Raw genomic sequence first — 23,286 nt, 5'->3', positions numbered from 1 at the left:
CCCGCGCGAACGGATCAGGCAGCCGGAACTGGAAGCAGATCCATCACTCGGGCAACGACATCATCGATGCCGATGCCTGTGGTGTCGATGAGGACAGCATCGTCTGCCGGCTTCAGGGGCGCCACGGTACGCTGGGCATCACGGGCGTCGCGGGCCATGATCTCGCGCAGGAGGTCATCAAAGTTAACAGAAACCCCCTTGTCTTTCAACTGCTTATGCCGGCGCTCGGCGCGCTCCTCGGCACTGGCGGTCAGGAAGACCTTGTAGGGGGCGTCCTTGAAGATCACCGTGCCCATGTCGCGGCCATCGGCGACCAGGCCGGGCAGCTCCCTGAATGCGCGCTGGCGCTCCTTCAGCGCGGCGCGCACCTCGGGAATGGCGGCGATGGCAGAAGCCAGGGCGCCAGTGGTCTCCAGGCGCAGTTCGTCGGTGGCATCGGTGCCGTTGACCATGACCCGCATCGACTCGCCCTGTTCAACAAACTGAACATGGGTATCGAAGGTGCAGCGCACCAGCGCCGAGGCGTCGGAGGTGTCGATGTCGGCCCAGCTCGCGGCCACGCCCACCGCGCGGTACAGCGCACCCGAATCCAGGTAATGCCAGCCCATCCGGCGCGCGATGATGCGGCTGATGGTACCCTTGCCGGCCCCGGAAGGGCCGTCGATGGTCAGGACGGGAGCGAGTGGATTCATGGGGTTCCCAGAGCGTGTGAAGGGGCCATTCTAGCCCCTGCCAGACGCCCCCAGCGGGATCTTTTGTGCAACCACTTGAAACCACGAGGAAAAGCCCGGTAGAATGGCGGGCTTGAACGAGCGTCAACTGCCGATTGTCTTTCGCATATCGCGGCCACGCTCCACCCGAACAACTACTGTTTACGCCGAGGTATGCCATGAAAGTCCTGTCCTCCCTGAAGTCGGCGAAGGCCCGTCACCGCGACTGCAAGGTCGTCCGTCGTCGCGGCAAGATCTTCGTCATCTGCAAGTCGAACCCGCGTTTCAAGGCGCGTCAGCGCTAAGCCCAACAGCCTTCACGGCTGCGGCTGGCCCTACGCGGGGCCGACCCGATGCAAGAAACCGCCTTCGGGCGGTTTTTTGTTTATGCGGCTTTTTCCTGCTGATTTTGCTGTAATCGCCTTTCTTGACCACTGGGGAGTAGATCGAGATGAAGCGTTACCTGTCCGCCCTGGCCGTGATGGCCACCCTGGCCGCCGCCACGCCGGCGCTGGCCGATACCCTGCTTGTCGACCGCGCCCGCGAGAAGCCGGCCGGTGCCCTGCCCGTGCGCGGCCAGAGCATGCAGCAGGTACAGGCGCAGTTCGGCGCGCCGAGCGAACAGCTGCAGCCGCGTGGCGGGCAGAAGCGGCAATGGCCGACCATCAACCGCTGGGTGTACCCGCAGTTCACCGTCTACTTCGAGAAGCAGAAGGTGATCGACGTGGTGGCCAACCAGGCGGACCCGAACGAAATCGGCCCGAAACCACCGATCCGTTGATCCCTTTACCCGCCGTGGGCGGGCCTGTGTAGCGAGACCATGAACCAGACCCTTCGTTTTCCTGCCGAGTGGGAAGCCCAGAGCGGCGTCCTGATTGCCTGGCCCACCGCCGACACCGACTGGGCCGACCGCCTGGGCCAGGTGGAAGAGACCTACATCGCCCTGGTCGCGGCCATCACCCGCTTCCAGCCGGTGCTGATCTGCGTGGCCGACGACGATGTGGAGACCTATGCCGAAATGCGGCTGCGCTCCAACCGCATCGACATGGACAAGGTCCACTTCACCACGGCCGCCTACGACGATACCTGGCTGCGCGACTCCGGCCCGATCACCCTGCGCCGTGCCGACGGCGGTTTCCAGCTGCTGGATTTCCGCTTCACCGGTTGGGGCGGCAAGTTCGACGCCACCCTGGATGACCAGCTGGTGGGCGTGCTGGACCAGGCCGGCGTGTTCAACGACGCGCCGGTGCGCAGCATCCCGTTCGCGCTGGAAGGCGGCGGCATCGAGACCGATGGCGAAGGCACCCTGCTGACCACCTGGAAGTGCCTGCACGAGCGCCATCCGGACCGCGACCGCGCCAGCCTGAGCGCCGACCTGGCCGACTGGCTGCAGCAGGACCGCGTGCTGTGGCTGGACCACGGCTACCTGGAAGGCGACGACACCGACGCGCACATCGACACCCTCGCCCGCTTCGCCTCGGCCGACAGCATCGTCTACCAGGCCTGTGGCGACGAGAGCGACTCGCACTACGCCGAACTGCAGGCGATGGGCAACGAGCTGGCCGCACTGCGCACCAAGGATGGGCAGCCGTACCGCCTGTTCCCGCTGCCGTGGGCACAGCCGGTGATCGACGAAGGCCGCCGCCTGGCTGCGTCGTACGCCAACTACCTGATCGTCAATGGTGCGGTGCTGATGCCGGCCTATGGCGACCCGGCCGACGACCTGGCCCGCGATGTGCTGGCCCAGGCGCACCCGGGCCGCGAGATCGTGCAGGTGCCCTGCCGCTCGCTGATCTGGCAGAACGGCAGCCTGCACTGCATCACCATGCAGCTGCCGGAAGGGCTGTTGAAGGTCTGACGGTAGTGCCGGCCGCTGGCCGGCAACCCTGCACCGCCTGATGGATCCACGGGATTGCCGGCCAGCGGCCGGCACTACCGAGCGCACCCATTCAGCGCGCGACACGCCGTCGCCGTCCATCCGCGCTAACATGCTGGTTTTCCCCCGCAGGAACGCCCCGCATGAACTCGCGCAGCCCCCTTACCGTCGCCCTGATCCAGGAGCGCAACCACGGTGATGCCGCCGCCAACCTGGCGGTGATCGAAGCACGCGTGGCCGAGGCGGCTGCGCAGGGTGCCAAGCTGGTGCTGCTGCAGGAACTGCATAACGGTCCGTACTTCTGCCAGCACGAATCGGTGGACGAATTCGACCTGGCCGAGCCGATTCCGGGCCCCAGCACCGAGCGCCTGGGCGCGCTGGCGAAGAAGCACGGCGTGGTGCTGGTCGGCTCGCTGTTCGAACGCCGCGCTGCCGGCCTGTACCACAACACCGCCGTGGTGTTCGAGAAGGACGGTACGCTGCTCGGCAAGTACCGCAAGATGCATATTCCGGACGATCCGGGCTTCTACGAGAAGTTCTACTTCACCCCGGGCGACATCGGCTTCAAGCCGATCGATACCTCGGTGGGTCGCCTTGGCGTGCTGGTGTGCTGGGACCAGTGGTACCCGGAAGCGGCGCGCCTGATGGCGCTGGCCGGTGCCGAACTGCTGCTCTACCCGACCGCGATCGGCTGGGACCCGGACGACGTGCAGGACGAGAAGACCCGCCAGCGCGACGCCTGGGTGCTGAGCCACCGCGGCCACGCCGTGGCCAACGGCCTGCCGGTACTGAGCTGCAACCGCGTCGGCCACGAGGCCTCGCCGCTGGGCGCCTCCGGCATCCAGTTCTGGGGCAACAGCCACGTGCTGGGCCCGCAGGGCGAGTTCCTGGCCGAAGCCGGCACCGATGCCACGGTTCTGTTGTGCGATGTCGACCTGCAGCGCAGCGAGCATGTGCGCCGCATCTGGCCGTTCCTGCGCGACCGCCGCATCGATGCCTACGGCGACCTGCTCAAGCGCTACATCGACTGAGCCGGAGCCCGCGCATGGCCGTCCTCATCCGTGATGCCGGCCCGGCCGACATCGCCGCGATCACCGCGATCTACGCGGTGGAAGTGACCGACTTCGTCAACACTTACGAGTACGACATCCCGGACGCGTCCGAGATGCTGCGCCGCATGCGCGACATCATCGACCGCGGCTTCCCCTACCTGGTCGCCGAGATTGACGGCCAGGTGGCCGGCTATGCCTACGCCAACACCTACCGCACCCGCGTTGCCTACCAGTGGACCGTGGAGAACTCGGTCTACGTCGATGCCCGTTTCCAGGGCCAGGGTGTCGGCACCGGCCTGCTGCAGGCGTTGATCGACGCCTGCGTGGCGCGTGGCTACCGGCAGATGGTGGCGGTCATCGGCGAACCGACCAATACCGCTTCAATCAAGCTGCACGAACGCTTCGGCTTCGAGCTGGTCGGCGTGTTCCGTGGCCTCGGCCGCAAGCATGGCCGCTGGCTGGATACCGTGCAGATGCAGCGCGCGCTCGGCGATGGCGCCGACACTGCACCTTCCAATGAATGAACCCATGACCGAAACCCTTCCCGAGACCGGCGACGACCTGTTCGCCGGCCAGCCGGTACGCGTTGTTGAACGCGACGGCGTGCGCTACACCCTGCTGGGCACCGCCCATGTCTCACGCGCCAGCGTCGAGGCGGTGGAGAAAGCCATCGACAGCGGTCGCTTCGACGCGGTGGCCGTTGAACTGGACCCGCAGCGCCTGCAGGCGCTGAGCGACCCGGACACGCTGGCCAAGCTCGACCTGGTCGAGGTGATCCGCAAGGGCCGCGTCGCCCTGTTCGCCGCCAACCTGGCCCTGTCCGCCTACCAGCGCCGCCTGGCCGAACAGCTCGACATCGAGCCGGGCGCGGAACTGAAGCGCGCGGTGGAACTGGCGCGCGAACGCGACCTGCCGGTGCACCTGATTGACCGCGAGGTCGGCCTGACCTTCCGCCGCGCCTCGCAGCGGCTGGGTTTCTTCGGCAAGCTGAAGCTGGTTGCCGGTCTCGGCGCCGGCCTGTTCTCGTCCGAGGAGGTGGGCGAGAACGAGATCGAGAAGCTCAAGCAGGGCGACATGCTGGAATCGAGCTTCGGCGAGTTCGCCAGCGAGAGCCCGGCACTGTACGAGACCATCATCGGCGAGCGCGACCGCTACATGGCTACGCGCCTGCGCGAGGAACACAACCCGCAGCAGCGTGAAGTGCTGGCGGTTGTCGGTGCGGGTCACCTGGCAGGCCTGGCGCGTTACCTGGAAACCGACACCGAGGCACCGGCACCGCTGCGCGCCGAGCTGGAGGCGGTGCCGAAGAAGCGCAACATTCCGTGGTTCACGCTGGGCATCCTGGCCATCGTGGCGACCGGCATCGGCGTGGGCTTCTACCGCGGTGGTCTGGGCGTGGGCACCGAACTGCTGGCGACCTGGGCGATGTATACCGGCGGCCTGGCGGGCCTGGGCTGCCTGCTGGCAGGCGGTCACCCGCTGAGCATCCTCACCGCGATCGCGGTGGCCCCGTTCAAGCCGTTCCGCCTGAGCATCCCGACCGGCGCGTTCTCGGCGCTGGTGGAAGCGCGCCTGCGCAAGCCGGCGTACGAGGACTTCCTGAAGCTGCGCGACGACGCGCAGAGCCTGAAGGGCTGGTACCGCAATCGGGTCACGCGCGTGGTGCTGACATTCATGCTGACCAACATCGGCAGCATGCTCGGCCTGTGGCTGACCACGTTCAAGGTGTGGGGCAAGGTCGCCGGTTGATTGTTTTGTGTAGCGTCGAGCCATGCTCGACTGCGCTCTGGTAGGTGCCAACCTTGGTTGGCACGCGATGCCCGGCAAAAAAAGGGGGAGGCCGCCCCACTACGACCGGCCTCCCCCACACCACAACACATTGATGTGCATTACAGCCGGGCAGCGCCCGGCTCTACCATTTCCGCTCCACGCGCGCGGCGGATCAACCGCGTCACGGCATTGCGCAGGTCATCCAGCACCGCATAGATGGTCGGCAGGAACAGCAGGCTGACCACGGTCGAGAACGCCAGGCCGCCGGCAATCGCGCGCGCCATCGGCGCGTACTCCGGGCCATTTCCGAACATCTGCGTATTGGTCAGCGAGATCGGCACCATCGCCAGGATCGCCGTGCCCATCGTCATCATGATCGGGCGCAGGCGCTCGCGTGAACCCTCCACCAGCGCCTGCGTGCGTCCCATGCCGCCGCGCCGCAGGTTGTTGATGTGCTCGATCATCACGATGCCGTTGTTCACCACCACGCCCATCAGCACCAGGATGCCGATGAAGGACATGATCCCGAACGAGGTACCGGTGATCCAGAACAGCCAGAACACACCGAAGATCGAGAACAGCACGCCGCTCATGATCGCCGCCGGGAACAGCAGCGACTCGAACACCGCCGCCATCACCACGTAGATCATCACCAGCGCGATCAGCAGGTTGAACACCATCTGCTGCATCGCTTCGTCGTCGTTGCCGTAGTCGCCTCCATCGAAGGTGAAGCCATAGCCGGCCGGGAAGTTCATCGGCTTGAGCACCGATTCCATCGCCTTGCGGCCATCGGGCGCGGTGACCTTCTCGGCCAGGTTGGCCTTGATGGTCAGCGTGGTCTGGCGGTTGGTGCGACCGATCTGGGTTGCCGATGAACCGACGTCAACGGTGACCAGGCTCAGCAGTGGCACGCTGCGGCCGTCGCCGGTGCGCACGCTGAAGCCGGCCAGGTCTTCCGGGCTGCTCTGCTCGGCGCCAGCGAAGCGCACCCATACCGGTACTTCATTGTCGCCGCGGCGGAACTCGCGCATCGGCGCACCGCGCAGGGCCAGGCCGACGAAGCTGGCGACCTGCTCGGCATTGAAGCCGAATGCGGCGGCACGCTCGCGGTCGACGCGCACCTTCAGCTCGCCGCCCTTCTCGCCGTTGTCGATGCGCACGTCGCGCAGCTCGGCACGCTGGGCCAGCAGCGGCACCACTTCCTGGCCGATCTCCTGCAGCATCGAACTGGAGTCGCCCACCAGCTGCACCTGCACTCCCTGGTTGCCGCCACCGCCGCCATCACCGCCCTGGTTGCCAACGAAGTAGTCGGTGCGGGCCGACTTCGGCAGGCCCTTGCGCAGCTCTTCCTGCAGCGCCTTGATGTCCTTGGCGTACTTCTCGTCCAGGGTGACCACGGTCGAGCTGCCTTCCTGCTCGCTGTACCAGGAGTACACCTGCTTGACGTGCAGGCGCTCGCGGTTGGCGTCGATCCAGTTCTCCACGCGCGCCACTTCCTCGGACATCTGCCGGTAGGTGTAGGCGCCCTTCCACATGTAGCCGATGAAGATGTCCTTGCCGCCATCGCCGCCGAACATGTCGACCTTGGTCAGCTTCATCGGCACCAGGCTGACCAGCACCACCAGCACGATGCCGAGCAGGCTCCAGCCACGATGGTGCAGCGACCAGTCCAGCAGCCTGGCGTAGCGGCGCTGCAGCCGCGCGATCAGGCCGGTCTGCGAGTGCACCAGCTTGGGCGTGGCCATCCGCGCGGACAGCATCGGGATCAGGCTGACCGCGACCAGCCACGAGGCCAGCAGCGAGACCGAGATGGTGATCGCGATCTGCGCCATGAAGATGCTGATGTTGTTGGTCTCGCCGAACAGGTTCGGCACGAACACGATGCAGTGGCACAAGGTGCCAGCGCTGAGCGCGATGGCCACGTTGCGGGTGCCGATGATCGAGGCCAGGCGCGGCTGTCCCGGCATGCGCTCGCGCTCCTGGTAGATGCTCTCCACCACCACCACGGCGTTGTCGACCAGCATGCCCACCGCCAACAGCAGGCCCATCATGGTCAGGATGTTCAGCGTCACCCCGACGAAGTACATGAAGCCCAGGGTGATGGTGAAGCAGATCGGAATGGCCAGGGTCACCATCAGCGTGGACGGCCAATGGCGCAGGAAGAAGAACAGCACCGTGATCGACAGGATCAGGCCGACCGCACCGGCCTCGGCCAGTTCCAGCAGCGAGGAGGTCACCGCCTTGCCCTGGTTGTCGATCACCTTGATCTGCACGTCGCGCATCGACGCTTCGGCACGGATCGCTTCAACCTCGGCCAGCGCCGCGCGCGACACCTCCACCAGGTTGGCACTGCGCTCCTTGAAGATGTCCAGCCCGACCGCCGGGTTGCCGTCCAGGCGGCGCCCGTAGTTCATCCGCGCCGGCTTCAGGCGCACGTCGGCGATGTCGCCCAGGCGCAGGCCCTTGGCGTTGATCACCAGGTCGCGCATTTCCTGCAGGTCGGTGATCTCGCCCACCGGCTGCACGCGCACGCGCCGGCCGTTGTCGTCGATCTGCCCGGCCGAGATCGAGAAGTTCAGCGTGCGCAGGCGGTCACTCAGCTCATTGATGCTCAGCCCATGCGCGTTGAGCCGGTTCGGATCAATGGCGATCTCCACCTCGTTCGGCGGCGCGCCGGTAATGTCGACGCGGGCCACGCCGGGGATACGCTCGATGCGCCGCTTGAACTCGCGGTCGAGCATGTCGTAAGCGGTGGTCAGGTCGGTGGTGCTGGCCAGGCGCACCTTCAGCACCGGCTGGTCGCTGCTGGACCACTTGAACACGTTGTAGCGCTGCAGGTCGTCCGGCAGATCGCTGCGGATCGCGTCGATGCGTTCGCGTGCGTCGGAGGCGGCGATGGCGATGTCGCGGTCCCAGTCGCTGAACTCGATGAAGATCAGCGCCGCCTCGGAGGTGGCCGACGAGCGCATGCGCTTGATGCCGGTCATCGTCGCCAGCGATTCCTCCACCGGGCGGATGATGGTCCGCTCCACTTCCTCCGGGGTTGAACCGGTGTACGGAATCTGCACGAACAGGAAGGGCGCGGAAATGTCCGGCAACGCTTCCAGCGGCAACCGGAACGAGGCGATCAGGCCGATCACCACCAGTGACACGAAGCACATGATGGTGGTGACCGGGCGGCGGATGGAGAACTCGGCAACACTCATGCCGGCTCCTCCGCACCCGCCGCGCTGCCTGCTGCGCCCGGCTCGATCTCGCCGGCGTGCTTGCGGCCACGCTCGCGGTAATAGGCATCACCACGGCGGTCCATCAGGTCGTAGACCACCGGGATCACCAGCAGGGTCAGCAGGGTCGACACCAGCAGGCCACCGATCACGGTGATCGCCATCGGCGCGCGCACTTCGGCGCCCTCGCCCATCGCCACCGCCAGCGGCAGGAAGCCGAACAGCGTGCACAGCGTGGTCATGATGATCGGCCGCAGGCGCGAGCGTGCACCTTCCACCAGGGCCTCGTGCTTGGCCACGCCGGCCTCGCGCAGCTGGTTGACCTTGTCGATCAGGATGATCGCGTTCTTGGTGACCAGGCCGACCAGCAGGATCAGGCCGATGAACACCACCACCGAGATGGGCTTGCCGGTCAGCATCAGTGCCAGGATCGCGCCGACCAGCGCCAGCGGGATGGTGAACAGGATCACGAACGGATGCAGCAGCGATTCGAACTGCGAGGCCATCACCAGGTAGACCAGGAAGATCGCCAGGCCGAAGGCGAAGATCAGCGACTTCGCCGCCTGCGCCAGCTCCTCGCCCTGGCCACCGATGTGCAGGCCGACACCCGCGCCCAGCGGTTGTTCGGCCACCATCTGCTGCACTTCGCGCATGGCCGCGCCGAGGTCGATGTCGCGCAGGTTGGCCGAAACCACCGCAACGCGGGTCTGGTCGGCGCGATGGATCTCGCTGGGGCCGGTGGTGGCAACCACGTCGGCCACCGCATCCAGCGTGACCGGCCGGGTGCTGCCCGGATTGACGATCAACCGGCGGATGCTCTCCACGCTGGCGCGGTCGCCTTCCTGGGCACGCACCAGCACGTCGATCTTGCGGTCGCGGAAGCTGTAGCGGGTAGCCACGTCGCCGCGCACCTTCTTCACCACCACGTCGGCGATCTGGCGGGTGGTCAGGCCCAGCGCACCGGCACGTTCCTGGTCGAAGCGGATCTGGATTTCCGGGAAGCCCTCTTCCACCGTGGACTTCACGTCGGCGTAGTGCGCATTGCCACGCAGCATCGCCGCCAGGCGCTGGCCAGCCACTTCCAACGTCGCCATGTCCTGCCCGCGCAGCTCGATTTCCAGCGGCGTGGAGAAGCTGAACAACGCCGGCCGCGCGAAGTCGACCTGTGCCCCCGGATGCTGGCCCATGCTGTCGCGCAGGCGCTCGGTGATCTCGGCTTCGGTGCGTGCATTGCCACCGCCTTCCATCACCACGGTCAGCTTGCCGATGTTCTCGCCGCTCTCGGTCGGGCTGGCATCCAGGCGGGTGCCGCTGCCACTGACACCGTACAGCGAGGCCACGCCCTCGCCGTTGCCGTGGGCCAGCTGCAGCTCACGCACCAGCGCATCGGTCTGCTTGAGCGGTGTGCCGGCCGGCAGCTTCACCGTCATCTCGAAACGGTCCTGCGCCAGCTGCGGGATCAGGTCGGCACCGAGCATCGGCACCAGCGCCATGGTCGCCACGAAGATGATCGTGGCCACGCCGAGCACCTTGCCCGGATGGGCCAGCGCGCTCGGCAACAGGCGCAGATAGCCGCGCTCGGCACCGGCGTAGGGCTTCATTGCCAGGTCGCTGGCCTTGCGCATCACCGGGCCGACCACTGCCACGACGCCCCGCCACGCACGTACGACCAGCCAGGCCAGCGCATAGAAGCTCCAGCGCGCGGTTGCGACGGCACCACGACGGCCCAGTGCCACCGGCTTCTGCCAGCGGTTCTGCGGCTGCCACGGTTCGTTCGGCGCCTCTTCCGGGAATGCCAGCGGCGGCCGGCCCTTCAGCGAGCTCAGCATCGGAATCAGCGTCATCGATACCAGCAGCGAGATCGCGATGGCGATCGCCACGGTCAATGCCTGGTCGCGGAACAGCTGGCCGGCGATGCCATCGACGAACACCAGCGGCAGGAACACCGCGATGGTGGTCAGGGTCGAGGCGACCACCGCCATGCTCACTTCGCGGGTACCGACGATCGCTGCCTGCAGGATGCCCAGGCCACGCTCGCGGGCCTTGGCAATGCTCTCCAGCACCACGATCGAGTCGTCCACCACCAGGCCGGTGGCCAATGCCAGGCCGCCCAGCGACATCACGTTCAAGCTGAGGCCGAGCTGGCCCATGAAGAAGAACGTGGCGATGATCGAGACCGGCAAGGACAGGCTGATCACGAACGTGCTCCAGCCATCACGCAGGAACAGGAAGATGATCAGGATCGCCAGCAGGCCACCGATCACCGCATCCTTCTTGACGTCGGCGATGGCGTGCTCGATGAAGCGCGACTGGTCCTCGATGGTGGTCATCTCGACGTCGGACGGGAACGTGCCCTTGATCTGCTCTAGGCGCTTGCGCAGCGCTTCGGCGGTGGACACGGTGTTGGCGTCGCCTTCCTTGTAGATGGCCAGTTCAACCGATTCCTTGCCGCCCAGGCGGATCACCGCTTCGCGCTCCTTGTAACCCTGGCGAACGGTGGCCACGTCCTTCAGGCGTACCGGCACGCCATTGGCGACCACGCTGGAGCCAGCACCGGACGATGCGCTCTGCGCCGCCGAGGCCGCTGCGATGGCCGCGGCCGAACCGGTCGACGCGGCGATGTTGAACATCTGCTGCAATGCCGAGTCGGCTGCACTTCCGTTCGAACCCTGGGTGGTGACCAGCAGGTTGCGGATCTCCTCCAGGTCGGCGAACTGGTTGACGGTGCGCACCAGGAAGCGCTGCGACCCCTCCTCCAGACGACCGCCGGAGATGTTGATGTTCTCGTCCTTCAGGCGCTTGATGACGGTGTCGATCGGCAGGTTCAGCTGTGCCAGCTTCTGCTGGTCGATGTCGACCTGGATCTCATCTTCCAGACCGCCACCGACCTTGACCGCTGCCACGCCGGCAACCGGCTCCAGCTTCTTCTTCAGGTCTTCATCGGCATAGCGGCGCAGGCCGGTCAGCTCGCGGACCGCATCGGCATCGCTGGTCGGCGCCACCTTGTTCGACAGCACCAGGCGCATGATCGGCTCGGTGGACGGATTGAAGCGCAGCAGCACCGGGGCCTTGGCCTCCAGTGGCAGGTTCAGCGCTTCCATCTTGTCACGAACCTCCAGGCTGGCCTGGTCCATGTTGGTGCCCCAGGCGAACTCCAGCACCACGTCGCTCTGGCCGGTGCGCGAGACCGACTTCAGCTTGCGCAGGTTCTTGACCACGCCGACGGCCTCTTCGACCGGCTGGGTGATCAGGGTTTCGATTTCGGTCGGCGCCGAACCGGTGTACTCGGTGCGCACGGTCAGCGTCGGGTAGCTCAGGTCGGGCAGCAGGTTGACCTTGAGGTTGCCCAGCGCGATCAGGCCGAACAGCAGCAGGGTGACCGTGCACATGGCGATGGTCACGCGGCGGCGGGTGGCGAATTCCACCAGGCCGCCGCGCATGCCGGCGGCGGCGCCATCGCTCGCCGGCGAGGCACCGTGGTCGTGGCCCGGGGCGGTCATTGCTTGCTCCCGGCCTTGTCTGCCGGCTTGGCGGCCGCTGCGACCGTCTTCGCCTTCGCCTTCGGATCGGCGATCACCTGCACCGCGGTACCGTCGCGCAGCGCGACCTTGCCGGCGGTGACCACCTGATCACCGGCCGCCAGGCCATCACGGATCTCCACCCACGGGCCCTCGGCGTAACCCAGCTTGACCGGAACGCGTGCGACCTTGCCTTCGCGCACCCGGAACACCGCCGGCTCACCGTCGTCGAGCAGCGCCAGGCGCGGCACCACGAGCGCATCGGCACGCTGGTCGTAATCGATGCGGATGCGCCCGAACATGCCGGGCTGCAGCGCGTGCGCGGCGCCATCGAAGGCGCTGACCACGCGAAACGTGCCGCTGCCCGAATCCACCACCGGCGCGATGCGATCGACGGTGCCGGTGAAGCTCTGGCCCGGCAGCGCATCGGCGGCCAACGTCACCGGCTGGCCGGCACGCAGCGTGGCCAGCTCGCGTTCGGGCACGTTGAGGGTGGCTTCCAGGCGCGAGTTGTCGACGATGCGGAAGATCGGCGTGTTGATCTGCACGAAGTTGCCGGTCTTGATCGAGCGCGATGCGATCACACCGGAAATCGGCGCCACGACGGTGGTGTAGGACAGCTCCAGCGTCGCCAGACGGTACTGCGCACGGAAGTTTTCCAGATCAAAGCGCAGCTGGTCGACATCGGCAGCACTGACCATCTGCTGGCCAACCAGTTTCTGTGCACGCTGGTAGTTGTTTTCCAGCTTGCGCATCTGCGCTTCGCTCTGCGCTACGGCCAGGCGTGCGCGGTCCGGGTCCAGGCGCACCAGCGGCTGGCCGGCGGTGACCCGCTGGCCTTCCTCGACCAGCACCGCCAGCGCCACACCGGAGGTCTTGGCCACCACCTGCGACTCGGCCCGTGGTTCCAGCGCGGCGGTGCCTGTGTAACTGGCCGCGACCGCGCGATGGCTGGCCACGGCCACTTCGACCGGGACCGCATCGACCTTCTTCTCCTCCTTGGTCTCGGCGGCCTTGGCTTCGGAATTGGGCCCTGCGGCGCAACCGCCCAGCAGCAGGGAGGTGGAGATCAGCAGTGCGGCAGCGCAGATTCCGCTGCGACGGCCGGACAGGAAGGTTGGGTGCGACATCGTCAGGTCCCTGAAGGATGCGTGGACAGGTGTGGTAGCAAAGTAATGCACCACTTCACGGCAACACCATATCCCAAAGGTCATGGTGTCTTCACGCCGCTGGTCGGCCCGACCCCATTTCAGCTAGATGAAACCTGGGGCTATACTCGGGGCGTTCCGTACCCCACGCCGGAACGACCAGACCCGAATCCCCGGAAACGACACCATGCGCCCGCAGCCGCTCGCCGCTTGTCTCGCTCTGGCCGTCCTCCTGCCCCTTGGGGCCGCCGCACAGCCCGCTCCTGCTCCTGCCACACCCGCTCCGGCCCCGGCTCCTGCCGCCGCGCCGGCGCCTGCCGCGCCCACCGGCAACTTCGACAATGGCCGCGTGCTGGCCTACACCTGCCAGGGGTGCCACGGGATCACCGGCTACAAGAACGCCTACCCCAGCTACCGGGTGCCGAAGATCGGCGGCCAGACCCAGCAGTACCTGGCCCAGGCCCTGACCGAGTACCGCCAGGGCAAGCGCCGGCATCCGACGATGCAGGCGCAGTCGATGAGTTTCAGCGAACAGGAGATCGCCGATCTCTCTGTTTACCTGTCCACCGTCAAGTAAGGCCCGCCCATGTCGAAAGCCGCGCATCCGCTGCGTCACGCCATCGCCCTGTCCGTTGCCCTGCTGCTGGCGGCCTGTTCACAGTCGCAGGTGGAAAACAGCGAGAAATCCGCCGCCGATCCGGGCCATGCCAGTGGCGAACACGGCTCTTCTTCTTCGGCTGGCCTGCCTGCAGGTCGCGAGGCCGCCGGTGAAGCCCGCGCCAAGGTGAAGGGCAAGGCCACCAACCAGAGCTGCATCGACTGCCACGGGGCCGATGGCAATGCGCCGATCGATCCGACCTATCCGAAGCTGGGTGGGCAGTACGGTGACTACCTGGCGCATGCGCTGCAGGCCTACCGCGCCGGTGACCGCCAGCACATGCTGATGACGCCGCAGGCGAAGGACCTGAGCGATCAGGACATCGCCGATCTGGCGGCGTATTTCGGCAGCCGGCCGAGCCAACTGCGGGATCTGCACGGGGTCAAATGACCGCAGGCCCCCGGTGGGTGCGGATCGTTGATTGGTGGGTGCGGACCGTTGGTCCGTACGGAGGTGTAACCGGCTTCGGTGGGTGCGGACCTTGGTCCGCACTGATGCCACCATCCACGCATCGCGTGGATCTACTGATTCTCGACTCGATCAATCGGCGCACTTCTGGCGCCGACCGATACTCAGCCTTCCAGCTCTTCCCAGCGCGCGTAAGCGGCATCCAGCTCGGCCTGCACCTTGGCCAGCTGCTGGGTGTGCGCGGTCACTTCGGCGCTGCTGCGGGTATAGAACGACGGGTCGTTCATCGCCGAGGTCAGGCCTTCGACATCGCCTTCCAGCTTCTCGATGGTCTTCGGCAGCTGCTCCAGTTCGCGCGCTTCCTTGTAGGCCAGCTTGCGCTTGGGTGCGGCCGGAGCTGCGGTAGCCGGGGTGGCCGGCGCAGCGGCCGCCGGCTTGGCCGCAGGGGCCGCGGCAGGCGCTGCGATGCTGGCCGCATAACGCTGCCAGTCGCTGTAACCGCCCACGTACTCGCCGATCACGCCATCGCCTTCCATCACCAGCGTGGAGGTGACCACGTTGTCGATGAAGTCACGGTCGTGGCTGACCAGCAGCAGGGTGCCGGTGTATTCGCCCAGCAGCTCTTCCAGCAGCTCCAGCGTTTCCACGTCCAGGTCGTTGGTCGGTTCGTCCATCACCAGCAGGTTGGACGGCTGCGCGAACAGCTTGGCCAGCAGCAGGCGGTTGCGCTCGCCACCGGACAGGCGGGTAATCGGCGCACGCGCGCGCTCCGGGGTGAACATGAAGTCCTGCAGGTAGGCATGCACATGCTTGCGCTTGCCGTTGAACTCGAGGAAATCGCGGCCTTCGGCGACGTTCTCGATCGCGCTCCAGTCTTCGCGCAGCACAGCGCGGTACTGGTCGAAATACGCGATCTGCAGGTTGGTGCCGGCGTTGACTTCGCCCTTGGCCGGCTGCAGTTCGCCCAGCAGCAGCTTGAGCAGCGTGGTCTTGCCGCTGCCGTTGGGACCGATCAGGCCGATGCGGTCGCCGCGCATGATGGTGGTGGTGAAATCGCGGACCATGGTGCGCTCGCCGAAGGCGAACGAAATGTCCTTGACATCGATGACCTTCTTGCCGGAACTGACGCCCTGTGCGGCTTCCATCTTGACGTTGCCGCTGAGGTCGCGACGCTGCGAACGCTCCACGCGCATCGCCTTCAGGCGGCGCACGCGGCCTTCGTCGCGGGTGCGACGGGCCTTGATGCCCTGCCGGATCCAGACTTCTTCCTGCGCCAGCAGCTTGTCGAAGCGGGCGTTTTCCTGCGCCTGCGCATTGAGGCGTTCCTCGCGGCGGCGCTCGTAGTTGGCCCAGTCGCCTGGCCAGCTGGTGACCTGGCCGCGGTCGATCTCGACGATGCGAGTGGCCAGGGCACGCAGGAAGCGACGGTCATGGGTGACGAACACCACGCTGCCGCTCCAGCCCTTCAGGAACGCTTCGAGCCAGTCGATGGCTTCGATGTCCAGGTGGTTGGTCGGTTCGTCCAGCAGCAGCACGTCCGGGCTGGACACCAGCGCGCGGGCGAGCAGCACGCGGCGCTTCATGCCGCCGGACAGGCGGCCGAACTCGGCCTCGCCATCCAGGTCGAGCTTGGTCAGGGTTTCGCTGACGCGCTGGTCCAGGCCCCAGCCGTTGGCGGCATCGATCTTGGCCTGCACGTTGCCGAGGGCTTCGCCATCGAAGACTTCGGCATGGCTGAGGTGGTGGAATTCGGCCAGCCACTGGCCCAGCTCGCCAAGGCCGTCGGCGACGACGTCGAACACCGAGCCGGCCGCGCCGTGCGGCACTTCCTGCTCCAGGCGGGTGACGCGCACGCCCTGCTGCACGCGGACTTCGCCGTCATCGGGCTTGTGGTCGCCGGACAGCAGCTTGAGCAGGGTGGATTTGCCGGCGCCGTTGCGGCCGATCAGGGCGATGCGTTCGCCCGGCTCGATCGACAGTTCGGCCTTTTCCAGCAACAACGGGCCGCCGACGCTGAAGTCGACGTTCTGCAGAGTAATCAGAGGCATCCGGATATTGTACGGGTTGGGGGCGTCGGCCGCGTTGCACCCGGCACCCGCGGTAGTGCCGGCCGCTGGCCGGCAACTTCAACGGCAACGTCAAAAGCTGGTTTCCTGTGGGATGGCGGAGCGGTGTGGGTCTGCAGGACACGCCGTAAACCCCCCTCCGGGGTCCGGCCCAGCCGCTGGCGGCTGTGCGTTCGGGCACTTGCGAAGCAGTGCTTCGCAAGCAAAGCGCCCTCACCCTTGGGGGCTCGATGGCGCCATCCATGGCGCCAACGGTCCTGCAGACCCACACCGCCCCGCCTCTGACAGTTTCCTGCGATCTGTCGGAACGGCATTCTGCGCTGGTGGGTGTCGACCTTGGTCGACACAGCAGATCCAGGCCATGCGTGGATGAGCGCTGCAAGGCCTGTCGATCTGTCGGGGTCGCATCCCATTGCTGCGCAACGGGCTCTGACCCCTTCGTGGAATTCGCGCAGTGCAAGACCGATCCCTGCTACTCCACGTCCCCCAGCAGCGCCTGCAACCCCGGCAGCCACTGCTTGCCGGGATGCCGTACCAGCCACAGCGTGCGCTGCAGGGCCGGCAGCGGGGTTTCGAGCACGCGCAGGCGGCCCAGGGCCAATGGCTCTTCCAGCGCGTGACGCGAAAGACAGGCCAGGCCGAGGCCGGCGATGGCGGCCTGCTTGATTGCTTCGGTATTGCCCAGCTGCAGGGTCTGGGCGAAGCCACGCAGGTGCGGCAGCAGCGCCTGTTCGACGGCTTCGCGGGTGCCGGAGCCTGGCTCGCGCAGCAGCCAGCGTGCGCGGCGCAGTTCGTCCAGCGACCAGCTGGCGGGGGCATCGGCGGCAGCCACGATCACCAGCGGGTCCTGCTGCCAGGCGGTCACCTGCAGGCCGCGCTCGTGGCACGGGCCTTCGATCAGGCCGGCGTCCACGTCCAGGCGCTGCACGGCAGCGACCACGCCGGCACTGTTGTCGATGCGCAGGTCGACCTCGGCCTGCGGCGCCTGCCGCAGCAGTTCGGCGATGCGTGGCGGCAGCAGGTAATTGCCGATGGTGGTACTGGCGGCCAGCACCAGCCGCAGCGGTGCCCCCTGCGATGGGTCGCCGCCGGCGGCCAGCTGACGCTCCAGGTCGGCGGCGTTGACCAGCAAGGTGCGCGCCGGCTCCAGCAGTGCGCGGCCATGCCCGTTCAGCGCCAGACGGCGGCCGATGCGGTCGAACAGCGGGGTGCCGAAGTGCGCCTCCAGCTCCTGCAGGGCGGCGCTGCTGGCCGACTGCGAGAGCGCAATGGCCTGGCCGGCAGCGGTGGTGCTGCCATGGTCGGCTATGGCGACGAAGACCTGCAGCTGGCGCAAGGTCAGGCGCATGGCACTTACCTTCTTGATGGGTAGGTTTCACCAATATTATTCGTTTTACAGGTCAGCGACAGACGCGCACGCTTGCCCCATCACTCCAGCCTTGCCCCTGCCATGAATGCCCCTGCCCTCTCCCCCTGGTCCCTGCCCGCCTTGCGCCAACGCTGGCAGCCGCGTCTGCCCGGTCTCGTGCTGGTAGGCCTGATCGCGGCGGCGTCGCTGTTTCTGGCCGAGCTTCCGTGGCTGCAGGCACATGGCTTGAGCGCGCTGACCGTGGCGATCGTCGCCGGCATCGTGGTTGGCAACACCTTCTACCCGCGGCTGGCACCGGGCAGCGCGGCCGGTGTCGGCTTCTCCAAGCACTGGCTGCTGCGCGCCGGCATCGTGCTGTACGGGCTGCGCCTGACCTTCCAGGACATCGGCCATGTCGGCGTCACTGGCGTGCTGATGGACGTGCTGGTGGTTGCCAGCACCTTCGGCCTGGCTTGCTGGCTGGGCGTGCGCGTGTTCAAGATGGAGCGCGAGGCAGCCATGCTGATCGGCGCTGGCAGCGCGATCTGCGGTGCGGCAGCGGTGATGGCCGCCGAGCCGGTGGTGCGTGGCCGCGCTGCGCATGTCACCGTCGCGGTCTCGACGGTGGTGGTGTTCGGCACGCTGGCGATGTTCCTGTACCCGGTGCTGTATGCGCTTGTGCAGTCGCACGGCTGGCTGCCAATGGACGCGCGGCAGTACGGCCTGTTCACCGGTGCGACGGTGCACGAAGTGGCACAGGTGGTGGCGGCCGGCCGTGCGGTCAACGAAGCGGCAGCTGACACGGCGGTGATCACCAAGATGGTGCGGGTGATGCTGCTGGCGCCGTTCCTGATCGCGCTGTCACTGTGGCTGGCCCGTGGCGGCAAGGCCAGCGCCGATGGCAGCAAGGCGCGCATCGTGGTGCCGTGGTTCGCGTTCGGTTTCGTGGCCGTGGCCGGTTTCAACTCGCTGCATCTGCTGCCGGCTGGCCTGCAGGCCCGGCTGGTGCAGCTGGACACGGTGCTGCTGGCGATGGCGATGGCCGCGCTGGGCCTGACCACCCACGTCTCGGCGCTGCGCCAGGCCGGCCTGAAGCCGCTGCTGCTGGCGTCGATCCTGTTTGCCTGGCTGTTGTTCGGTGGCCTGGCGATTCATCAGGGCGTGCTGGCGGTGCTGGGCTGAGGGCAGTGCCGACCAACGGTCGGCACCCACCAGTGGATGGCGGCTCCATTTGGGGGTCAGAGCCCTTTCCTGCGGAAAGGGATCCGACACCCCGCCCCATTAGACGGGACCTGCCGCGCGGACGGGTACAATGCGCCATGACTGACTTCTCGACCCTGCCGCTGAGCCCGGCCCTGCAGCCCGGCCTGGATGCCCTCGGCTATACCACCCTCACCCCCGTGCAGGCGCAGAGCCTGCCGGCCATCCTGGATGGCCGCGATGTAATCGCACAGGCACCCACCGGCAGCGGCAAGACCGCCGCCTTCGGCCTGGGCCTGCTGCAGTCCATCGACCCCAGCCTGATCCGCGTGCAGGCGCTGGTGCTGTGCCCGACCCGCGAACTGGCCGACCAGGTCGGCAAGCAGATCCGCAAGCTGGCCACCGGCATCCCCAACCTGAAGCTGTTGCTGCTGGTCGGCGGCGTGCCGCTGGGCCCGCAGCTGGCCTCGCTGGAAGGCCATGACCCGCACGTGGTGGTCGGCACGCCCGGCCGCGTGCAGGAGCTGGCACGCAAGCGCGCGCTGAATCTTGGCGCGGTGCGCACGCTGGTGCTGGACGAGGCCGACCGCATGCTCGACATGGGCTTCGAGGAGCCGATCCGCGAGATCGCCGGCCGCACCCACAAGGACCGCCAGGGCCTGCTGTTCTCGGCCACCTTCCCCGACAGCATCCGCGCCATGGCGCGTGACCTGCTGCGCGATGCGGTGGAAGTGACCGTGGAAGGCGCCGACCAGACACCAGCCATCCGCCACCTGTTCTGCGAGGTGGAACCGGCGCATCGCCAGAAGGCGCTGGCCGGCCTGTTGCTGAAGTACACGCCGGAATCGGCGGTGGTGTTCTGCAACACCCGCAAGGACGTGGACGAAGTGGCCAACTCGCTACAGCAGTTCGGCTTCTCGGCACTGGCCTTGCACGGCGACATGGAGCAGCGCGACCGCGAGGAAGTGCTGCTGCTGCTGGCCAACCGCAGCTGCAACGTGCTGGTGGCCAGCGATGTAGCCGCACGTGGCCTCGATGTGGAAGAGCTGGCGGCGGTGATCAACTACGAGCTGCCGACCGACGTGGAGAGCTACCAGCACCGCGTGGGCCGTACCGGCCGTGCCGGTGCCAGCGGCCTGGCGATCAGCCTGGTGGCCGGCCGCGAAAAGACCCGCGCCGAAGCCATCGAAGCGCAGATGGGGCAGCCGCTGGACTGGCAGAAGACGCCGCTGGCAACCTCGCGCCCGGCCGAACTGCCGCAGGCCGCGATGCGCACGCTGCGGATCGACGGTGGCAAGACCGACAAGCTGCGCCCGGGCGACATCCTCGGTGCGCTGACCGGTGATGCCGGCCTGTCGAGCAAGTTCATCGGCAAGATCGCGATCTTCCCAACCCGCTCCTACGTGGCGATCGCCCGTGAGCAGGCCAACAAGGCCGTGGCCAAGCTGGAAGCCGGCAAGATCAAGGGCCGTCGTTTCCGCGTGCGGATGATGTGATTGAAGCAGCGTTGCCAACCACGGTTGGCAATGATCTGACCTGGTAGTGGCCAACCTTGGTTGGCCCATCCGTGGCGTCAATCGCGAAAAGCGCTGCCAACCAAGGTTGGCAACTACCGGTTCCCGGCCATTCGCTCTGGTAGGTGCCAACCTTGGTTGGCACCTGCCCTTCGATCAGAACACCAGTTCGGTGTGCAGCGGCAGATCCGATTCCCAGCGGGCGCGACCACCCAGGCCGTACAGTTCGACCAGTACGCCTGCACCGACCACATCAACGCCCAGGCGGCGCACCAGCGACAGCGCAGCGACCAGCGTGCCGCCAGTGGCCAGCACGTCGTCGATGATCGCCACGCGGGCCCCGGCCGGCAGCGCGTCGGCGTGCACTTCGATGCAGTCACTGCGGTATTCCAGCGTGTATTCCTCGCGCAGCACCTGGCCCGGCAGCTTGCCCGGCTTGCGCACCGGCACGAAGCCCACGCCCAGCTCCAGCGCCATCGCGGCACCGAGGATGAAGCCACGCGATTCGATACCGATCACCGCGTCCAGCTTCTGGTCGCGCCAACGGTCGGCCATCGCGGTGATGGCACCGCGGAAGTCCTCGCCATGGGCGAGCAGCGGCATGATGTCCTTGAAGAGGATGCCGGGCTTGGGGAAGTCGGCGATGTCGCGCAGGCGGGAGGCCCACTGCGGAGCGACGAGGGCGTCGGTCATGTCACGTTGGCTATCTGATGGCGGCATAGGGTACCTGTTCCGGGCGCCGGCTGCCTGTTGGGGGTGTTCGGCCGGGCTGCGCCCGGCACCTGCGGTAGTGCCGGCCGCTGGCCGGCAACCTCAACGGCAACAGCAAAGGCAACAGCGGGTTTCCTGTGGGATGGCGGGCATTGCTTTCTGTAGATCCACGCCATGCGTGGATGAATCTTCATCGAAATCTATTATTTCGAAGATTGAACGAAGAGCATCCACGCATGGCGTGGATCTACCGTGTCGACCAAGGTCGACACCTACCCACAGCCGCGGGAATCTGCCGGAGGTGGGGCGGTGTGGGGCTGCAGGACCGTTGGCGCCATGGATGGCGCCATCGAGCCCCCATGGACGGGTTTACGGCGTGTCCTGCAGCCCCACACCGCCCCGCCAGACCATCAGCAATCCAGAGCCGCTTTGGCTTTGGCCGTTGCTTGCGCGGTGGCCTCTGCAGGTGCAGGGCGCAGCCCTGCCGCCCACCCTCAGGAACTGCAGGACAGCATCGAGCAGCCGGCGCGGTTGTCGGCCCACGCCGGCCGCTTGCCGGCATAGTGCTCCAGGCCGGCGCGCTCGGTATACGGATCGCGCAGCACATCCTGTAGCGCATGAACACCGCCGAGGTCGCCCTGTTCGGCGCGATCGATGGCCTCCTGCGCCAGCCAGTTGCGCAGCACGTACAGCGGATTGGCCGCGACCATCTTCGCCGCGCGCTCACTGGCCGAAAGTGGATCGGCCTGCAACCGCGCCGCGTAGTCCTGCAGCCACTGCTGCAACGGCGCCTGCACCGCCTGCTGGCGCGACTCGTCGTAGTACACCGCATCCAGCACGCCCACGTCTGGCGCCGCTGGATCAACCCGCATCAGTGCACGCCAGGCCAGGGTCATATCCATGCCGCCGTCCTGCATCAGCTGCTGCCAGCGCTGGTAGAGCCCCAGGTCGTCATCGTCGGCGGCGGCCAGGCCCAGCTTGGCTGCTGCATCGCGTCGGGTGCAGGCCACGAAGGTGGACTGGTAAGCCGCCAGACCGGCCTGCAGCGGCGCCACATCGGCAAACAACGGCGACAGCGCTTGCGCCAACCGGCTCAGGTTCCAGTACGCCACCTGCGGCTGGGTTCCGAAACGATAACGGCGGCCCTGCGCGTCGGTGGTGTTCGGCGTCCAGTCCGGATCGAAGTCCTCGACCCAGCCATAGGGGCCGTAGTCCAACGTCAGCCCGAGCACGGACAGGTTGTCGGTGTTCATCACGCCATGCACGAAGCCGACGCGCATCCAGTGCGCGATCATCTCGGCGGTGCGCACCGCGATCTGCGCGAACCAGTCGCCATACAGCGCCTCGCCCTGCCCTTCCAGTTCGGGGAAATCACGCTCGATGCAGGCATCCACCAGCTGCTGCAGCAGGGCGGTTTCACCGCGCGAGGCCGGCAGTTCGAACGAACCGAAGCGCAGGAACGAGGGCGATACCCGGCAAACGATCGCGCCGGGCTCGGCACGCGGGTGGCCGTCATAGAACATGTCGCGCACCACGTCTTCGCCGGTGCCGACCAGCGACAGCGCGCGCGTGGTCGGCACGCCCAGGTGATGCATCGCTTCGCTGCACAGGAATTCGCGGATCGATGAGCGCAGCACTGCGCGACCATCGGCGCCACGCGAATACGGCGTGGGGCCCGCCCCCTTCAGCTGCAGCTCCCAATGACGGCCATCGGGTGCGACCAGTTCGCCCAGCGAGATCGCGCGGCCATCGCCGAGCTGGCCGGCCCAGTGGCCGAACTGATGGCCTCCGTAATTGGCTGCCCACGGCTGCATGCCGGCGTACAGCGCGTTGCCGCCGAACACACGCGCGAAGCCTTCGCTCTCGACCTCGGTGGTGTCGAAGCCGAGCATCGTGGCAACCTCCGGCGACCAGGCCAGCAGCGTGGGGGCTGCCACCGGCGTCGGCATCACCGGCGACCAGGCGGCGCCCAGTACTTCGCGGCGGCGCGGGCCGGATTCGGGATCACCCGGCAGGGCATGCAGCAGGCGGTTGTCGAAACGGGGGCTGTCGGTATCCATGGGGTTGAAGATGGGGGCGGCCG

The 23,286-nt window shown here is 67.1% G+C and carries 18 protein-coding genes; 10 read left to right on the top strand and 8 right to left on the bottom strand.

The features are described from left to right. Positions 1 to 14: 14 nt before the first annotated feature. Entirely contained in the window at positions 15 to 692 is a 678-nt protein-coding gene (cmk, locus tag AC5P9P_RS04645; RefSeq protein WP_005409284.1) for a (d)CMP kinase, read from the bottom strand. Positions 693 to 889: 197 nt separating this feature from the next. Here cmk and ykgO point away from each other — a divergent pair, with 197 nt between their 5' ends. The 6 genes from ykgO to AC5P9P_RS04615 all read left to right on the top strand — a co-directional run bounded on the left by ykgO (position 890) and on the right by AC5P9P_RS04615 (position 5,387). Next, complete coding sequence (ykgO, locus tag AC5P9P_RS04640) at positions 890 to 1,015, top strand: type B 50S ribosomal protein L36 (protein ID WP_005409283.1); 126 nt, start codon at positions 890 to 892, stop codon at positions 1,013 to 1,015. Positions 1,016 to 1,191: 176 nt separating this feature from the next. Further along, positions 1,192 to 1,491 (top strand): hypothetical protein, encoded by a 300-nt coding sequence (locus tag AC5P9P_RS04635; protein WP_227837998.1) that lies wholly within the window; start codon positions 1,192 to 1,194, stop codon positions 1,489 to 1,491. Positions 1,492 to 1,530: 39 nt separating this feature from the next. Beyond that, entirely contained in the window at positions 1,531 to 2,568 is a 1,038-nt protein-coding gene (locus tag AC5P9P_RS04630; protein WP_049403954.1) for an agmatine deiminase family protein, read from the top strand. 161 nt (positions 2,569 to 2,729) lie between these two features. Then, complete coding sequence (locus AC5P9P_RS04625) at positions 2,730 to 3,617, top strand: carbon-nitrogen hydrolase (protein WP_005409280.1); 888 nt, start codon at positions 2,730 to 2,732, stop codon at positions 3,615 to 3,617. 14 nt (positions 3,618 to 3,631) lie between these two features. After that, entirely contained in the window at positions 3,632 to 4,162 is a 531-nt protein-coding gene (locus AC5P9P_RS04620; RefSeq protein WP_049403951.1) for a GNAT family N-acetyltransferase, read from the top strand. A gap of 4 nt (positions 4,163 to 4,166) precedes the next feature. Further along, the gene (locus tag AC5P9P_RS04615) at positions 4,167 to 5,387 is read left to right on the top strand and encodes a TraB/GumN family protein (protein WP_005409278.1); all 1,221 of its coding nucleotides are present in this window, start codon (positions 4,167 to 4,169) and stop codon (positions 5,385 to 5,387) included. A gap of 140 nt (positions 5,388 to 5,527) precedes the next feature. Here the strand turns inward: AC5P9P_RS04615 and AC5P9P_RS04610 are convergent, their stop codons facing one another. From AC5P9P_RS04610 to AC5P9P_RS04600, 3 genes are read right to left on the bottom strand one after another with little or no spacing between them, the layout of a single operon-like run. Further along, positions 5,528 to 8,614 (bottom strand): efflux RND transporter permease subunit, encoded by a 3,087-nt coding sequence (locus AC5P9P_RS04610; RefSeq protein WP_111108663.1) that lies wholly within the window; start codon positions 8,612 to 8,614, stop codon positions 5,528 to 5,530. Then, the gene (locus AC5P9P_RS04605; RefSeq protein WP_005413037.1) at positions 8,611 to 12,132 is read right to left on the bottom strand and encodes an efflux RND transporter permease subunit; all 3,522 of its coding nucleotides are present in this window, start codon (positions 12,130 to 12,132) and stop codon (positions 8,611 to 8,613) included. The genes AC5P9P_RS04610 and AC5P9P_RS04605 overlap by 4 nt, the downstream gene beginning before the upstream one ends. Further along, positions 12,129 to 13,280, bottom strand: coding sequence for an efflux RND transporter periplasmic adaptor subunit (locus tag AC5P9P_RS04600; RefSeq protein ID WP_495232611.1), 1,152 nt, complete (start codon positions 13,278 to 13,280; stop codon positions 12,129 to 12,131). The genes AC5P9P_RS04605 and AC5P9P_RS04600 overlap by 4 nt, the downstream gene beginning before the upstream one ends. A gap of 205 nt (positions 13,281 to 13,485) precedes the next feature. Here AC5P9P_RS04600 and AC5P9P_RS04595 point away from each other — a divergent pair, with 205 nt between their 5' ends. Together AC5P9P_RS04595 and AC5P9P_RS04590 are read left to right on the top strand one after the other, a co-directional pair. After that, entirely contained in the window at positions 13,486 to 13,875 is a 390-nt protein-coding gene (locus AC5P9P_RS04595; protein WP_005413034.1) for a c-type cytochrome, read from the top strand. Between the two features lie 9 nt (positions 13,876 to 13,884). After that, positions 13,885 to 14,346: a c-type cytochrome gene (locus AC5P9P_RS04590; protein ID WP_005409273.1), complete on the top strand. Its 462-nt coding sequence runs from the start codon at positions 13,885 to 13,887 to the stop codon at positions 14,344 to 14,346. 182 nt (positions 14,347 to 14,528) lie between these two features. Here the strand turns inward: AC5P9P_RS04590 and AC5P9P_RS04585 are convergent, their stop codons facing one another. Together AC5P9P_RS04585 and AC5P9P_RS04580 are read right to left on the bottom strand one after the other, a co-directional pair. After that, a complete protein-coding gene (locus tag AC5P9P_RS04585) occupies positions 14,529 to 16,412 on the bottom strand; it encodes an ATP-binding cassette domain-containing protein (RefSeq protein WP_005409272.1) in 1,884 nt (627 codons plus the stop codon). 490 nt (positions 16,413 to 16,902) lie between these two features. Then, positions 16,903 to 17,778 carry a LysR family transcriptional regulator gene (locus AC5P9P_RS04580; RefSeq protein ID WP_038645894.1) on the bottom strand — a complete coding sequence of 292 codons (876 nt, stop codon included), beginning with the start codon at positions 17,776 to 17,778 and terminating at the stop codon, positions 16,903 to 16,905. 102 nt (positions 17,779 to 17,880) lie between these two features. Here AC5P9P_RS04580 and AC5P9P_RS04575 point away from each other — a divergent pair, with 102 nt between their 5' ends. Continuing rightward, complete coding sequence (locus AC5P9P_RS04575) at positions 17,881 to 18,960, top strand: YeiH family protein (RefSeq protein ID WP_184013910.1); 1,080 nt, start codon at positions 17,881 to 17,883, stop codon at positions 18,958 to 18,960. A 137-nt stretch (positions 18,961 to 19,097) separates the two neighbouring features. Then, complete coding sequence (gene dbpA, locus AC5P9P_RS04570; RefSeq protein ID WP_184013911.1) at positions 19,098 to 20,474, top strand: ATP-dependent RNA helicase DbpA; 1,377 nt, start codon at positions 19,098 to 19,100, stop codon at positions 20,472 to 20,474. A 174-nt stretch (positions 20,475 to 20,648) separates the two neighbouring features. Here dbpA and AC5P9P_RS04565 read toward each other — a convergent pair whose 3' ends face one another. Both AC5P9P_RS04565 and AC5P9P_RS04560 read right to left on the bottom strand, forming a co-directional pair. Then, positions 20,649 to 21,185 (bottom strand): adenine phosphoribosyltransferase, encoded by a 537-nt coding sequence (locus tag AC5P9P_RS04565; RefSeq protein ID WP_049403943.1) that lies wholly within the window; start codon positions 21,183 to 21,185, stop codon positions 20,649 to 20,651. A 512-nt stretch (positions 21,186 to 21,697) separates the two neighbouring features. Beyond that, positions 21,698 to 23,263 carry a protein adenylyltransferase SelO gene (locus AC5P9P_RS04560; protein WP_049402534.1) on the bottom strand — a complete coding sequence of 522 codons (1,566 nt, stop codon included), beginning with the start codon at positions 23,261 to 23,263 and terminating at the stop codon, positions 21,698 to 21,700. Positions 23,264 to 23,286 lie beyond the last annotated feature (23 nt).

This window comes from Stenotrophomonas sp. YJH_SMC_14-1, assembly GCF_059372275.1.
The sequence above is the reverse complement of the archived record's forward strand: the minus strand, read 5'-3'. Positions and strand labels throughout refer to the sequence as shown.

Excerpts from the sequence above, each read along its gene's own strand:
- AC5P9P_RS04600 (WP_495232611.1), bottom strand. The coding sequence starts at position 13,280 with ATGTCGCACCCAACCTTCCTGTCCGGCCGTCGCAGCGGAATCTGCGCT.
- AC5P9P_RS04580 (WP_038645894.1), bottom strand. The coding sequence starts at position 17,778 with ATGCGCCTGACCTTGCGCCAGCTGCAGGTCTTCGTCGCCATAGCCGAC.
- AC5P9P_RS04560 (WP_049402534.1), bottom strand. The coding sequence starts at position 23,263 with ATGGATACCGACAGCCCCCGTTTCGACAACCGCCTGCTGCATGCCCTG.
- cmk (WP_005409284.1), bottom strand. The coding sequence starts at position 692 with ATGAATCCACTCGCTCCCGTCCTGACCATCGACGGCCCTTCCGGGGCC.
- AC5P9P_RS04620 (WP_049403951.1), top strand. The coding sequence starts at position 3,632 with ATGGCCGTCCTCATCCGTGATGCCGGCCCGGCCGACATCGCCGCGATC.
- AC5P9P_RS04590 (WP_005409273.1), top strand. The coding sequence starts at position 13,885 with ATGTCGAAAGCCGCGCATCCGCTGCGTCACGCCATCGCCCTGTCCGTT.
- AC5P9P_RS04610 (WP_111108663.1), bottom strand. The coding sequence starts at position 8,614 with ATGAGTGTTGCCGAGTTCTCCATCCGCCGCCCGGTCACCACCATCATG.
- AC5P9P_RS04625 (WP_005409280.1), top strand. The coding sequence starts at position 2,730 with ATGAACTCGCGCAGCCCCCTTACCGTCGCCCTGATCCAGGAGCGCAAC.
- AC5P9P_RS04575 (WP_184013910.1), top strand. The coding sequence starts at position 17,881 with ATGAATGCCCCTGCCCTCTCCCCCTGGTCCCTGCCCGCCTTGCGCCAA.
- ykgO (WP_005409283.1), top strand. The coding sequence starts at position 890 with ATGAAAGTCCTGTCCTCCCTGAAGTCGGCGAAGGCCCGTCACCGCGAC.
- AC5P9P_RS04605 (WP_005413037.1), bottom strand. The coding sequence starts at position 12,132 with ATGACCGCCCCGGGCCACGACCACGGTGCCTCGCCGGCGAGCGATGGC.
- AC5P9P_RS04630 (WP_049403954.1), top strand. The coding sequence starts at position 1,531 with ATGAACCAGACCCTTCGTTTTCCTGCCGAGTGGGAAGCCCAGAGCGGC.
- AC5P9P_RS04635 (WP_227837998.1), top strand. The coding sequence starts at position 1,192 with ATGGCCACCCTGGCCGCCGCCACGCCGGCGCTGGCCGATACCCTGCTT.
- AC5P9P_RS04585 (WP_005409272.1), bottom strand. The coding sequence starts at position 16,412 with ATGCCTCTGATTACTCTGCAGAACGTCGACTTCAGCGTCGGCGGCCCG.
- AC5P9P_RS04615 (WP_005409278.1), top strand. The coding sequence starts at position 4,167 with ATGACCGAAACCCTTCCCGAGACCGGCGACGACCTGTTCGCCGGCCAG.
- AC5P9P_RS04565 (WP_049403943.1), bottom strand. The coding sequence starts at position 21,185 with ATGACCGACGCCCTCGTCGCTCCGCAGTGGGCCTCCCGCCTGCGCGAC.
- dbpA (WP_184013911.1), top strand. The coding sequence starts at position 19,098 with ATGACTGACTTCTCGACCCTGCCGCTGAGCCCGGCCCTGCAGCCCGGC.
- AC5P9P_RS04595 (WP_005413034.1), top strand. The coding sequence starts at position 13,486 with ATGCGCCCGCAGCCGCTCGCCGCTTGTCTCGCTCTGGCCGTCCTCCTG.